The following is a 13,253-nucleotide window of genomic DNA, read 5'->3' as shown; positions in this document are numbered from 1 at the left end:
TGCCTTTAGGGGGCTTTCATATCGTTTAGAAAGAGTAGAAGGCGAAGCTTTTTCCCCGCATCTTTCTAAAACGTGTTACACTTTTGTCGAAGGTATCGAAATTGAGGTGTCCATTGAATGAACAATCAACGATATGTGGTCATTGATGTGGAAACGACAGGGAATTCGCCGAAAAAAGGCGACAGAATCATTCAAATTGCAGCGGTTGTGATTGAAAATGGACAAATGACCGAACGTTTCTCCAAATATGTGAATCCCAATCAGCCGATTCCCGCTTTTATCGAGCAGCTGACGGGAATTTCGAATGAAATGGTTGAAAATGAAGAGCCATTTTCGGCGATTGCCGAAGATATTTTTGAGCTGCTTCAAGACAGCTGTTTTATCGCTCATAACATTCATTTTGATCTTGCTTTTGTAAAGTATGAGCTGCAGCAGGCCGGTTTTGGCGAGCTTGAATGCAGCGTTCTCGATACGGTGGAGCTTTCGAGAATCGTTTTTCCGGGTTTTGACGGCTATAAATTGACTGAGCTGAGCGAAGAGCTTCAGATTCGCCATGAAAACCCGCACAGGGCTGACAGCGATGCAGAAGTGACCGCTTTGATCTTTTTACATATGATGGACAGACTGAAAAGGCTGCCGATTCCGGTTTTGAAATCAATCAGACGTCTATCCTGGCATTTGATCAGTGACGCGCAGGAGCTTTTTGACGGCTTGATCGCTGAAAAAGGTGCCGATGCCGAACTTGATGTCGGCTTTATGAAGGTTGGTTCCTTTGTGATCAGGACCCCTGAAGACGAGGATGAAGAGGCCGGTCATAAGAGCCGGGACCCGCAGACAGAGCCGCTTATTTGGGAAAAAGACGGCGGGCTTTCTTCATTGAACGACCGGTTTGACAAGAGAGAAGGACAGACGAAAATGATGCGGGAGGTCTGGACCGCTTTTCAAAATCATGAGCATGCTCTGATCGAAGCTGCCACTGGAATCGGAAAAACGCTCGGATATCTCGTGCCGGCTGCAATCCGCGCCAAGCAAACAGGCAAGCCGGTCGTGATCAGCACATATACGACATTGCTTCAGCAACAGATGATCAACCGTGATATCCCGCTTTTGGAAAAGATTTTTCCTTTCCCGGTCAAAGCCGCGGTTTTAAAGGGCCGCTCTCATTATTTATCCATTCGCAAGTTCAAGCATATTTTACAGGAAGATGATGACAATTATGATAGCGTCCTTGCAAAAGCGCAAATTCTCGTCTGGCTGACAGATACAGAAACGGGCGATTTATCGGAAATTAATCTTCCGTCAGGCGGAAAGCTTCTGTGGGACAGACTGGCATATGATTCGCATTCATATGCAGAAAACAGCACCCTAAGGAAACTGTGTTTTTATGAGAGAGCCAAAGCGCGGGCGCAGAAGGCTGATATGATCATTACCAATCATGCGCTTCTGTTGACTGACGAAGCCAATCAGCGAATTCATACCAGTGATGCCGATACGTTTGTTATTGATGAAGCCCATCACTTTGAACGCGCAGCGGGCGAGCAGTATGGGGCAAGAGCAGACTATGTCTTTCTCCATAAAAGGTTGATGCGGCTCGGCACCCTCAAACAAAGGGGGATTTTAAAAAAAGCCGAACGCCTCTACCGGTCAGCAGGCATTTCACCAGAATCTTTTTTCCAAATGGACGAATGGCTCGCTCAGCTTCTTGAAGAAAGCGATCTGTTCTTTACGGCTGTTCATTCTTTTGTCAAGCGGAGGAAACCAAGAAACGATCTCAACCGTCTCTTATATAAGATCGGCGAAATCGGTGAAAGCAGGGCATGGAACAGGCTTGAAGAAAGCGCGAGAAGACTGTGTTCCTTGCTGTATGACATGCACCGGCTGTTTTCGGATCAAAAGAAAAGCCTCGCTGAAAAACAGGCTTCCTTCACCAGCCGCCAGGCGTTTTTGTTAGAGGAATACGATTCATGCATGGACGACCTTGAAGAATATCGAAAGACGCTCGCCCGCTTGATGTTTGACCCTGTCGAAGATGAGGTCGTCTGGATTGAAATTGACGCGAAGGGCGCAAAAAACGCCGCGGCCATTTACGCTCAGCCGCTTGATACAAGCGAAATTCTGGCCGACCGGTTTTTCACCGAGAAAAAAAGTGTTGTGCTCACATCGGGGACGCTTGTCGTCGAGAACTCATTTGACTATATGATCAAAAAGCTCGGTTTAAGCGATTTCTATCCGAGGACCTTGCAAATCGAGGCGCCTTTTTCTTATGATAAGCATATGAACATCATGATTCCGACGGATGTCAGCCCGATTCAAAACGATCCTGAAGACTATATTCGAGATGTCACGCGTTTCGTCAAGGCGCTTGCAAAACAGAAAAACGCCAAAGTGCTCGTCCTGTTTACGTCTCATGATATGCTGCGAGATGTCTACCATGCAATAAAACAAGAGGAAGATTTTCCTTGTCAGCTCCTTGCACAGGGGATTTCCGGCGGAAGCCCCGTCAAGGTTATGAAATTGTTTAGATCGTATCCCCATGCGGTTCTTCTCGGAACGAACCATTTTTGGGAGGGCGTTGACTTTCCGGGTGACGAGCTGACGACGCTGGTCATCGCAAGGCTGCCGTTCAGGCCGCCAGACCACCCCGTTGAATCAGCCAAGTGTGACCGGGCAAAGAGAAGGGGAGAAAGCCCGTTTCAAGCGGTATCTCTGCCGGAAGCTGTCCTGGCATTCAGGCAGGGCATCGGCAGGCTGCTTCGCTCGGAGAAAGACAGCGGAACGGTCGTGATTCTCGACCGCCGCATCCGAACCTCTTCCTACGGTACGGTGTTTATGAAGGCTCTGCCCCCTGCAAAAGTCATGGAGCCTACATTCCTTGAGCTTGAAGCCTACATAGCCGGGAAAAACGGCTAAAAGCCGCATAAAGCGGCTCTTAAATGGTGTGGATTAAGGTTTTATTTTTTAGGCTGTTTATTTAAACGGTTATCCCGTTGTAACAACTAGTATGGCTTTAGGCACAGAGAGTATGAATTACAATTATTGTTTCGTTCGGAGGTATTTGAAAAATGGAAAACAAAATCGAAATTTTATCTACCGTAAGCGTTGAGCATTCAGAAGACCTGTATAAAATCGTCGACCTTTTGAACCGCACGCTCAAACGCGATGATCTCATGTTCGGCCTCGCTCTCGATGAAGAAGATCAAAAACAGGCCATTTTTACGATTTATCGTACTTAGGAGCAGAAAATGGGCAAAAAAACATTAATTTTCATACTGATATTTGGTATTATCTTTTTAACAGCACTTCTTGCGGGAGCGAATGTCTACCGTACGGCTATGGATCAGAAAGAAAGCGGCCACGAGCAGGCTGCCGAAACTGCCAAGCAGGAAGCAGGCTTAAAACAAGTTGACAGCGTGGAGACGTTTGTCGGCAAAGAAAAGCAGTACATTGTCACAGGGACGGACAAAAAAGGCGGCAAAATGTATGTTTGGGTGCCTGCTGACAAAAAGCAGAAAACGATTTACAAAAAAGCGGCAGACGGCATTACCGGCCGCCAGGCTTCAAAAGCGGTTCAGGATGAAGGCCTTGTGTCTGAGCTTAAAGAGGTGCACCTTGCAAGGGAAGGCAATGTTCTATTGTGGGAAGTTACATACTTAAATAAAGATGGGCAGTACAGTTTAAGCTATGTGGACTTTATAAACGGAAAAATTCACAAAAATATTACGCCTTAGACGAAACAGGGGGAAATCGAGTTGAATCTAGCTAAAAGAGTATCAGCGTTAACACCATCTGCAACACTGGCAATCACTGCAAAAGCAAAAGATTTAAAAGCGGCAGGGCACGACGTCATCGGTCTTGGGGCGGGTGAACCGGATTTTAATACGCCTGAGCACATCATTGAGGCGGCTGTCCGTTCGATGAATGAAGGACATACCAAATACACGCCTTCCGGAGGTCTTGCGGCGCTGAAAGACAGCATCCGCGAAAAATTCAAGCGCGATCAGGGAATCGAGTACCGCCAATCTGAAGTTATCGTGTGCACAGGTGCAAAGCATGCTCTTTACACCCTATTTCAAGTGCTCCTCGACGAAGGGGACGAAGTGATTATTCCGACTCCGTACTGGGTCAGCTATCCTGAACAAGTCAAGCTTGCAGGCGGCAAACCGGTATTTGTGGAAGGCCTTGAGGAAAACAGCTTCAAAATTTCTCCGGAGCAGCTTGAAAAAGCCGTCACGGAAAAAACGAAGGCTGTGATCATCAATTCCCCAAGCAATCCGACAGGCATGATGTATACGGAAGAAGAGCTGAAAGCGCTCGGTGAAGTATGCCTTCGCCGCAACATTCTAATCGTATCTGATGAAATATATGAAAAGCTGATTTACGGCGGAAAAAAACATGTATCCATCGCACAGCTTTCTCCAGAACTTAAAAATCAAACCGTAATCATCAACGGGGTTTCCAAGTCACACAGCATGACCGGCTGGAGAATCGGGTATGCTGCAGGCAGCGAACTGATCATTAAAGCGATGACGAACCTTGCCAGCCACAGCACGTCAAATCCGACATCTGTCGCACAATACGGAGCCATTGCCGCTTACAATGGACCAAACGAGCCTGTTGAAGAGATGAGAAAAGCTTTTGAAGACCGGCTGAACAAGGTGTATGAACTGCTTGTTGACATTCCGGGATTGACATGCCTGAAGCCTGAAGGGGCCTTCTACTTGTTCCCGAATGCAAAAAAAGCGGCAGAATCGTGCGGCTTTTCAAGCGTTGATGAATTCGCCGAAGCGCTTTTGGAAGAAGAAAAAGTTGCGATCGTTCCCGGTTCAGGGTTCGGCGCACCGGACAACATCCGTCTGTCGTATGCGACATCCCTGTCACTTTTGGAAGAAGCGGTCGCACGGATTCGCCGCTTTGTCGTGAATCGCAGCCGCTAGAAGCAGAAAGCGTCCGCAGCTGGACGCTTTTTGCATGCACGCAAGCTGCATTGACCTGATCGAATCAAAAAAGGTATAATATACGTTATGGACGTCAGAAAGAATGAGGGCTTGACCGAATTCTTTCGTGTTTTGGAGGGAAACGATAGTGAAAACAACAATAAACCAAGTGTACAAGCATGTTGGTGAAGAAGTAACAATCGGCGCTTGGATCGCCAACAAACGCTCAAGCGGCAAAATTGCGTTTTTGCAGTTTAGAGACGGGACAGGCTTTATCCAAGGAGTCGTCGTCAAAGCGGAAGTGGACGAAGAAACATTTCAAGCTGCTAAATCTGTCACACAGGAAACATCTTTATATGTAAAAGGCGTCGTCAAAGAAGACGAGCGTTCGCCACTCGGCTACGAGCTTGCAGTCACATCGCTTGAAGTCATCCATGAAGCGACAGATTATCCGATTACGCCAAAAGAACACGGAACAGAATTTTTGATGGATCACAGACATTTGTGGCTCCGTTCAAAACGGCAGCACGCAACGATGAAAATCCGCAATGAAATCATTCGCGCTACATACGAATTTTTCAATAAGGAAGGCTTTGTTAAAGTCGATCCTCCGATTTTGACGGGAAGCGCACCTGAAGGAACGACAGAGCTTTTTGCGACAAAGTATTTTGACGAAGATGCCTACCTTTCGCAAAGCGGCCAGCTTTACATGGAAGCAGCTGCAATGGCTTTAGGAAAAGTCTTTTCATTCGGGCCGACTTTCAGAGCTGAGAAATCAAAAACGAAGCGCCATCTGATTGAATTCTGGATGATCGAACCGGAAATGGCGTTTGTCGAATTCAATGAAAACCTTGAAGTTCAAGAGAACTATGTCTCTTTCATCATTCAAAGCGTGCTTGAAAACTGCAAAATTGAACTGAATACGCTCGGCAGAGACACTTCCAAACTGGAGCTTATCAAAGCGCCTTTTCCAAGAATCACGTATGATGAAGCGATTCAGTTCTTAAAAGAGAAAGGCTTTGACGATATTGAATGGGGCGATGACTTCGGCGCTCCTCACGAAACGGCGATTGCCGAAAGCTATGACAAACCGGTATTTATTACACACTATCCGACATCATTAAAGCCGTTTTATATGCAGCCTGCACCTGACAGGGACGATGTCGTACTGTGCGCTGACTTGATTGCGCCTGAAGGCTACGGTGAGATTATCGGCGGATCTGAACGGATCCATGATCTTGAGCTTCTCGAAGCGCGCCTGAAAGAGCATGGTTTAGAATCGGATGCTTATCAATGGTATGCAGAGCTGAGAAAATACGGCTCAGTTCCGCATTCAGGATTCGGACTCGGACTCGAACGGACGGTTGCCTGGATCTGCGGTTCTCCGCACGTCCGCGAAACGATTCCGTTCCCAAGACTATTAAATCGCTTATATCCTTAAGAAAAAAGTCTCCTGATTGCAGGAGACTTTTTCACAGTCATCCATGATATACTGGAAGGTAAGAGGTGTATCGAATGAAAAAACAGCACTTTATTAAGATGCAGGAGATGGGATCTGTCACCATTCCGAATCTGCTTTTTTTGAACTATCGGGAGCTTGGCTTAAATGAGACAGAATTCATGCTGCTCTTAAACATTAAAATGCATGTTGAAAGAGGTTCATTTTTTCCGACGCCGGAGGAATTAAGCAAGACGATGTCGATTGAAACCGAACAATGTATGAACATGCTGAGAATGTTCATTCAAAAAGGCTTCATCTATATAGAAGAATGCGAAGACCAGAACGGCATTAAGTTTGAAAAGTATTCGCTCGAACCTCTCTGGGGCAAGCTGTTTGAGCATCTTGAAATGGACGAGCAGAAGAAACTCGCTGAACAGAATGAAGGCGAAGAGAAGAGCCTTTATACGATCTTTGAAGAGGAATTTGCGCGGCCGCTGTCTCCGCTTGAATGCGAGACGCTCAGCATCTGGCTTGACCAGGATCATCACGATGCACAGCTGATCAAACAAGCTCTCAAAGAAGCCGTCATATCAGGAAAACTCAATTTCCGCTACATTGACCGGATTTTGTTTGAGTGGAAGAAAAACGGCATTTCAACAGTCGAACAAGCCGCAAACTACAGCCAAAGATTCAGGCGGAAGACCGCACCGCGGCAGAGTGAGCAAAAGGAGTATACAAGACAGGTTCCTTTTTACAATTGGCTTGAACAATAAAGTGAAAGGTGAAGACATGCTGACAAAAAAACAGATCGAGTTTTGTTTAGAAACAATCGGTGAAATGTTTCCGGATGCTGAATGCGAATTAGTCCATGACAATCCGTTTGAACTTGTCATCGCCGTCGCTTTATCGGCCCAATGCACAGATGCGCTTGTCAATAAAGTGACGAAAACGCTTTTCAAAAAATATAAAAAGCCTGAAGATTATCTTGCTGTTCCGCTTGAAGAGCTGCAGCAGGACATCAAATCGATCGGCTTATACCGGAACAAAGCAAAAAATATTCAAAAGCTCTGCAAAATGCTGCTGGAAGAATACGGCGGTGAAGTGCCGAAAGACCGGGATGAGCTGGTGAAACTTCCGGGCGTCGGGAGAAAAACCGCCAATGTCGTCGTTTCGGTAGCATTCGGTGTTCCAGCCATTGCCGTCGACACCCACGTGGAAAGGGTCTCAAAAAGGCTCGGCATTTGCAGATGGAAGGATTCGGTCACGGAAGTCGAAAAGACGCTGATGAAAAAAGTGCCTGAATCAGAGTGGTCCGTTACTCATCACCGCCTGATCTTTTTCGGACGCTATCACTGCAAGGCGCAAAGGCCGAAATGTGAAGAATGCCCGTTGTTTTCTCTGTGCAGGGAAGGGCAAAAACGATATAAAAAAGGGCTGGTGAAGCTGCCGTGACAAGCGTTTCTCTGTTGGACGAATACGAAAAAACGCTGCGTAAGAGAAGACCGGAATCCGGCGAAAGGCTTGACGTTCTTTTGGAAAATCCGCTCTGCTGCGATTTTTTTCAGGACATAGAAGAGGACAAGCCGTGGGAGCATGCGGAAGAATGGGTTCCGCTTCTGTTTGCGGCTTGGGAGCGTACAAAAGAAAAGCTTCTGCCCGTCTTTAAAACGAGAAAGTCAAGGTGCAGCCAGGATGATATGCTGAACGGGGTGTGCTGCTTGATCGCAAGCCTTCACTGGACGATGGGGGAGCCTGTCACAAGTCTTAACTGGGAGGCTATCACCCGTAAGGATTTTGGAGCCAAGCCGATGAACTGGACGGGACGCCTCGAGTTTATCCTCCAGAAACCAACGCAGTATCATTGTTTTATTCAGCTTGACGAATTGTTTACGGAAATGAAAAAGCAATTTTATAAATATGTTGCCATCAATCATAAAAAAGCCACTCACTAAACTGTGAGTGGCTTTTTAGATTAATGGGTGCCGGTTGATTGACCATTGGAATTTGTTTGTTGATCATCTGTGTTGCTGTCTTGATCCGGGTTTTTGTTTTTGTCCTTATTCTGATCTTTGTTTTGATCATCGGCGTCATCATCTTTTCTGCCGTCTGTATTTCCCGGATTTTGATTGTTTTGATCTGGATTGCCTGAATTTTGATCATCCGGCTGATTAGAGTTGCCGTTATTTTGTTTGTCTTTGTCCTGATCATCATCAGCATCCTGCTTCTTCTCGTCATCCTCGTCTTTCTTTTCATCGTCCGCTTTTGACTCATCATCTTCAGCCGCGTTGACTTTAAGCGTCACAGAAGCAGGGTCGCTTTCGCCATCTTCAGTAACGGCCGTGACTTGGAATTTGTAGACGGATCCTTCTTTTGCATTCGGTATGACAGCTTCTTTCGCACTGCTGCTTTGAATTTCGCTGTATCCGCCTCCGTCAACAGATTGTTTGACTTTAAAGGATACATCACCGTCTCCGGAATATGACCATGAAAGCTTGATGCTCTTTGATGCTTCATCATATTCTGCGCTCAAACCTGTCGGCTTGTCGGCATCTTCTTTTTCCTCATATTTTTTCGAAACAGTCGTCGGCTGTGTGCCTTTTACAAAGTACTCAGTGACTTTTTTATCGCTAGGCGTGTTGCTGCTGGCAAGCACCGGCGGGTTCGAGCCTTTTAGAACTGTCGCTTCAACGACGCTGTCAGGCTTTTCAAATGAGCCGCTGCCGTTGTCCACCTTGGCAATCAGTTTTTTGAACAGAAGTTTGGCGACTTGCTGTTCGTTTGCGCTCAGCGAATTAAAGCCTTCTTTACCGGTCCAGACCGCTGCCGTATATTGCGGCGTATAGCCGACGAACCATGAATCCCTCGCTCCATTTCGACTTATGCCGTGTTTTCTAATGTCGTCCTCGGTAAAGTTCGTCGTACCCGTTTTACCTGCTACAGTAACGCCATTGACTTGGGCGGCTGTTCCTGTTCCTCGCTGAACAGCGCTTTTCAGCATATCCGTTATCATAAATGCGGTATAATCGCTCATGGCTGCCTTTGATTCAGGCGTCAAATCAAGCTTTGTGCCGTCATTGAATTCCACCGCTGTAACAGTATGAGGCTCATTGTAGTAGCCGTTGTTGCCGAATGCGCTGTACGCTCCGGCCATTTGCAGAGGCGACACACCGTTTCCGAAGCCGCCGATTGCGTAAGCTTCCACTAAATCATCTGAATTTATGTTAAGACCAAGGTTGCCTGCGAATTTTACAATATTGTCTTTTCCGGCTGCCTGGAACGCTTTTAAAGCTGGAACGTTCCGAGAATCGACAAGTGCCTCTCTCATCGATATCCAGCCTCTGTGTCTTCTGTCATAGTTGTTAATCGGATCTCCGGTTGAATACGTGTATGCTTCATCGTTAATCTGTTCATACGTCGACCATTTCTTGTTCTCAATGACTGGGCCGTAGTCAAGGATTGGCTTAATCGTTGAACCAGGTTGACGTTTCGTATCTACTGCATAGTTAAAGTCGCCTGCTTTCCGGTCGCGTCCGCCGCCGAGTGCGCGGATTTCTCCGGTCTTCGTATCAAGCAAGGTGAGGCCGGCCTGCATTTTTTCGGTATACTGGATCGAATCGCCGTCCATCAGCTCATCCACATAATCCTGTGCATCTGTATCAATCGTCGTGTAAATCTTCAGTCCGTCCGTTCCCGGCGTGACGTTCGCTTTTTCTTTCACTTCGGCGACGGCCTGCTCGATAAACGCGCTGTATTTGTTGGACGTTGTTTTTGCGTACTCCTTCGGAGAGACAAGGCCTTTTGTGACGGCTACTTTTTTCGCTTTGTTGTACTCTGCGTCAGAGATAAAGCCGTGTTTATTCATCAGACTCAGCACGACATTGCGCCGTTTCTCGGCTTTTTCCGGATGTTTAATCGGGTTGTAGTTATTCGGGCTTTGCGGCATGCCGGCAAGCGTTGCGGCCTGCTCGACCGTTAAGTCGTTTAGATCTGTCACCCCGTAGAATTGCTCAGCCGCTTTTCCGACACCATAGGCCTGCGGCGAGAAGTAAATCCGGTTTAAATACATTTCCAGAATTTCGTCTTTTGAATATTTTCTTTCGAGCTGGAACGACAGCCAGACTTCCTGGACTTTCCGTTTCAGCGTTTTTTCATGTGACAGAAGGGAGTTTTTGACGACCTGCTGTGTGATCGTACTTCCGCCTTCAGAACCGAATCCGCCTTCGAAGTTTGCCAGAAGCGCTCCTCCGATCCGGATCGGGTCGACGCCGTGGTGGTCATAGAAACGCGCGTCTTCCGTTGCAAGAAATGCGTTTTTGACGGAATCAGGGATGTCTTTAATCGACACGTACGTCCGCTTTTCTGAACCAATTTCGGCGATTTCTTTTCCGTTTTTGTCATAGACGGTGGAAGAGTACGGTGTTTTCAGTTTTGCGTCATCAAGGGACGGCGAGTCCGCTACCATCACCGCAAAAGTGACGCCCCCGGCAATCAAGCCGATAACACCAATGATTAAAATGGATAAAAGAATTTTCTTAAACAATCCTGCTTTTTTCTTTTTCTTGGGTTTAGAATGAGTATTAGACCTGCTATTGCCCTGCTGGGCTTTTCGCCGTTCCTGGCGGCTGTTAAATTGATCTGACATAACATCTCAACCTTTCGTAGTTAAACCTTTCCGCTCACATGACTTTAAAATCATAATTTATGATGGCGAAAAATACAACTGATCAATAATCTTAATATAATCAATTCTTGGCGAGTATCCAAGTGAAATAGGGTGAGCGGCTTCCTGAAGCTCGTCTTTTCGGATCGATTTTCTGCCGTTTTGCTTTTTCCGCTCCCAGAAATAAAATAATTTTTCTGCTTCCAAAAAATAAATTTCTTCAAAAGCGGATATGATAACAAAACAAATGCCGTCTTGCGCCACAACCTGCTTCATATGCTCGATCTGATGATCGTGGAAATTCTGAAGCGGGAAAGAGGTCCGGCTCTTCGTTTCTTTCGCTTCAAAATCGATGTAGCGGCCTTTATAAACCCCATTATAATCAGTAGTTGACGACTGCTTGAAATATGCTTCCTTGATCACCGCAGCGCTTCGCTTCGGATAATCGACCTGAACAATCTGTACAGGAGTCGGTTTTTTATGGATGACCGCAATCGAATGAGATTGATAATACATATTCGTTTCATTCAGGTCATCTTCGAGGGTCATGCCGCGATTGGAATACGACGGCTTCTTTTGCAAGGATGAGGCAGCTGTTTTCGGCTGATACGATTTGCCGTTCGGGTAACGAATCACTTTCTTCATCCTCCTTTTACAAAAATCTGGATACTAACGGAAGTGGCTGATCTTGCACAACACTTTTTCCGCGGCGGAGCTGACGAGCCGCATTCAAGAGCTGACCGCAAAACTGAACAAGGACAATATCTCACGGACAAATGCCTACAAACGCTACTTTGACCGCCATCCTGAAATCAAGTGGTCGTTTTTGGCTTCATTTGTTTCCAGGAATGCCGGCTGGTCGATGACCGATTTAAAAGGGCGTTTATTCGAGCTCGGACTTACGGCCTTTCAGCAGAACTGGCTGTTTTTAACGTATGAAAGAGCGAACTGGCTGATTTTTTCGGACGCCTATCCGCAGCTCCTGTTATACCATTGGTCCAAGCAGCTTGGCCAGCCGCTGTTTCATTTGCTCTCCTCATTTGGTGTGTCTTCATTTATGAAAACGGAGTGGGAGCGGTTCTGGCATGAGCGCGATCAAAAGCGGCTCATGTACGCTCTCATTATAAATGAACAAAACACTATCCAAACTCCTATTATACAAAATCCTTTGTTTAAAAAGAATGTTTTTCAGACGATTCCTTTTCAGCTATGTGAATGGTTTCACTTCAACACAGTCATTTTTCCGACGGTAGAAGGCGTTTTTTACGGCGTGTCTGTCAAACGCTTCACTAGTTTAAAGGAAAGGATCAAGCTCGGCAAGCAATTAAGCGAGCTGCTGTTTTCGCCTGAGCTTTTCCCCGGTTTTTTTCACTTTACATCATGTGTTCCGCATACCGGGTCGCGCTTTGATATGGAACGCTGGGCAGGGGTTAAAATCAGAACCTCGCCATTTTTGAGAACGTGTTATCCCGTTGTTGCCCATTCATTAGACGGATTAAAATCCGATTGGTTTCGCGGAGGAAAGAGAGAGGCAATGTTCAAAGATGAAAAACTGCCGAAAACGATCGAAATCACCGATTGGTATTTTCAAAAAAGAAGGCAGCTGCAGGCATTGTTTTCACTGGAGCATTGGCTGAATAAGAGGTAAAACAGAAAAAAGCAAGGGTTCTCCTTGCTTTTTAAGTGGACGGGCGGTTAGGTCCGCCTAATTTCTTATCCAGTGTGTCTGTTTGTTTAGCATCAGGTTTTGTTTTCGCAGGTGATTTCTTTTTGTTGTTTTCCACAGCGGGCACCTCCTTACCTTTTTAGATTTTGCAAAAAAGCGCTGATCATACCATTTTTCGCAAGATCACTTGTCGAAAGCGGGCGTTTGGCTGGAAAATGAGTTTCTTTGGCGGTTTGCTTCTAGTTTTGTCAGCTGCGGAGGAGAGGGGGCGCATAGGGGAGAATGCATAGAAGGCGATCAAAAAGGAGGGAAGCAAATGAACGGATTTGCAAGCAAAGACTCGGTCCTTCAAATGCTTTTGGAAACGGAATCACACATGTCGTCTGCTGAGAAAGCTTTGACAGAAGCCGTACGCCGGGCGGAGCATGAAAAGCGGGCTAGCTGGAACGAACGGCTCGATCTGATTGAAAAAGAACTGGCAGAGCTCTCAGCTTGTTTAAACAGCACGTTAATGGGAGTGGAGCCAAGAGGAGAGACGGCATAAGCCGGATT

Annotated in this window: 13 protein-coding genes; 10 read left to right on the top strand and 3 right to left on the bottom strand. The window is 46.4% G+C overall.

Annotated elements, in window-relative coordinates:
- Positions 1 to 117: 117 nt before the first annotated feature.
- The 8 genes from dinG to MKZ04_RS07175 all read left to right on the top strand — a co-directional run bounded on the left by dinG (position 118) and on the right by MKZ04_RS07175 (position 8,327).
- Positions 118 to 2,910 (top strand): ATP-dependent DNA helicase DinG, encoded by a 2,793-nt coding sequence (gene dinG, locus MKZ04_RS07210; RefSeq protein ID WP_026579394.1) that lies wholly within the window; start codon positions 118 to 120, stop codon positions 2,908 to 2,910.
- A 152-nt stretch (positions 2,911 to 3,062) separates the two neighbouring features.
- Positions 3,063 to 3,233 carry a YpmA family protein gene (locus MKZ04_RS07205; RefSeq protein ID WP_003182913.1) on the top strand — a complete coding sequence of 57 codons (171 nt, stop codon included), beginning with the start codon at positions 3,063 to 3,065 and terminating at the stop codon, positions 3,231 to 3,233.
- Positions 3,234 to 3,242: 9 nt separating this feature from the next.
- Positions 3,243 to 3,728, top strand: coding sequence for a cell wall elongation/penicillin-binding protein regulator TseB (gene tseB / locus MKZ04_RS07200; protein WP_020451926.1), 486 nt, complete (start codon positions 3,243 to 3,245; stop codon positions 3,726 to 3,728).
- A gap of 21 nt (positions 3,729 to 3,749) precedes the next feature.
- Positions 3,750 to 4,934: a pyridoxal phosphate-dependent aminotransferase gene (locus MKZ04_RS07195; protein WP_341045604.1), complete on the top strand. Its 1,185-nt coding sequence runs from the start codon at positions 3,750 to 3,752 to the stop codon at positions 4,932 to 4,934.
- Positions 4,935 to 5,082: 148 nt separating this feature from the next.
- Positions 5,083 to 6,375 carry an asparagine--tRNA ligase gene (gene asnS / locus MKZ04_RS07190; protein WP_341045602.1) on the top strand — a complete coding sequence of 431 codons (1,293 nt, stop codon included), beginning with the start codon at positions 5,083 to 5,085 and terminating at the stop codon, positions 6,373 to 6,375.
- 74 nt (positions 6,376 to 6,449) lie between these two features.
- A complete protein-coding gene (locus tag MKZ04_RS07185) occupies positions 6,450 to 7,148 on the top strand; it encodes a DnaD domain-containing protein (protein WP_023857421.1) in 699 nt (232 codons plus the stop codon).
- 16 nt (positions 7,149 to 7,164) lie between these two features.
- A complete protein-coding gene (gene nth, locus MKZ04_RS07180; protein ID WP_023857420.1) occupies positions 7,165 to 7,827 on the top strand; it encodes an endonuclease III in 663 nt (220 codons plus the stop codon).
- On the top strand, positions 7,824 to 8,327 hold the full coding sequence (locus MKZ04_RS07175) for a YpoC family protein (RefSeq protein ID WP_445662243.1): 504 nt from the start codon (positions 7,824 to 7,826) through the stop codon (positions 8,325 to 8,327). Before nth ends, MKZ04_RS07175 begins: the two co-directional genes overlap by 4 nt.
- Positions 8,328 to 8,347: 20 nt before the next feature.
- Here MKZ04_RS07175 and MKZ04_RS07170 read toward each other — a convergent pair whose 3' ends face one another.
- A complete protein-coding gene (locus MKZ04_RS07170; RefSeq protein ID WP_145625191.1) occupies positions 8,348 to 11,017 on the bottom strand; it encodes a PBP1A family penicillin-binding protein in 2,670 nt (889 codons plus the stop codon).
- Positions 11,018 to 11,074: 57 nt separating this feature from the next.
- Positions 11,075 to 11,671, bottom strand: coding sequence for a Holliday junction resolvase RecU (gene recU / locus MKZ04_RS07165; RefSeq protein ID WP_003182896.1), 597 nt, complete (start codon positions 11,669 to 11,671; stop codon positions 11,075 to 11,077).
- Between the two features lie 52 nt (positions 11,672 to 11,723).
- On the opposite strand from recU, the gene MKZ04_RS07160 reads away from it, so the two are divergent.
- A complete protein-coding gene (locus MKZ04_RS07160; RefSeq protein WP_023857417.1) occupies positions 11,724 to 12,683 on the top strand; it encodes a DUF2515 domain-containing protein in 960 nt (319 codons plus the stop codon).
- Between the two features lie 31 nt (positions 12,684 to 12,714).
- On the opposite strand, the gene sspM is transcribed toward MKZ04_RS07160, so the two are convergent.
- Entirely contained in the window at positions 12,715 to 12,819 is a 105-nt protein-coding gene (gene sspM / locus MKZ04_RS07155) for an acid-soluble spore protein SspM (RefSeq protein ID WP_009328007.1), read from the bottom strand.
- A 198-nt stretch (positions 12,820 to 13,017) separates the two neighbouring features.
- On the opposite strand from sspM, the gene MKZ04_RS07150 reads away from it, so the two are divergent.
- Positions 13,018 to 13,245, top strand: coding sequence for a YppD family protein (locus MKZ04_RS07150; RefSeq protein WP_023857416.1), 228 nt, complete (start codon positions 13,018 to 13,020; stop codon positions 13,243 to 13,245).
- Positions 13,246 to 13,253 lie beyond the last annotated feature (8 nt).

The organism is Bacillus sp. FSL W7-1354 (assembly GCF_038002405.1).
GTDB classification, from domain to species: Bacteria; Bacillota; Bacilli; order Bacillales; family Bacillaceae; genus Bacillus; species Bacillus paralicheniformis.
Note: the sequence above shows the minus strand (reverse complement) of the source record. Positions and strands in the feature narration are given on the sequence as shown.

What these genes read in the sequence shown, in the direction of transcription:
- dinG (WP_026579394.1), top strand. Translation starts at nt 118, where the DNA reads ATGAACAATCAACGATATGTGGTCATTGATGTGGAAACGACAGGGAAT.
- MKZ04_RS07205 (WP_003182913.1), top strand. Translation starts at nt 3,063, where the DNA reads ATGGAAAACAAAATCGAAATTTTATCTACCGTAAGCGTTGAGCATTCA.
- tseB (WP_020451926.1), top strand. Translation starts at nt 3,243, where the DNA reads ATGGGCAAAAAAACATTAATTTTCATACTGATATTTGGTATTATCTTT.
- MKZ04_RS07185 (WP_023857421.1), top strand. Translation starts at nt 6,450, where the DNA reads ATGAAAAAACAGCACTTTATTAAGATGCAGGAGATGGGATCTGTCACC.
- nth (WP_023857420.1), top strand. Translation starts at nt 7,165, where the DNA reads ATGCTGACAAAAAAACAGATCGAGTTTTGTTTAGAAACAATCGGTGAA.
- MKZ04_RS07170 (WP_145625191.1), bottom strand. Translation starts at nt 11,017, where the DNA reads ATGTCAGATCAATTTAACAGCCGCCAGGAACGGCGAAAAGCCCAGCAG.
- MKZ04_RS07150 (WP_023857416.1), top strand. Translation starts at nt 13,018, where the DNA reads ATGAACGGATTTGCAAGCAAAGACTCGGTCCTTCAAATGCTTTTGGAA.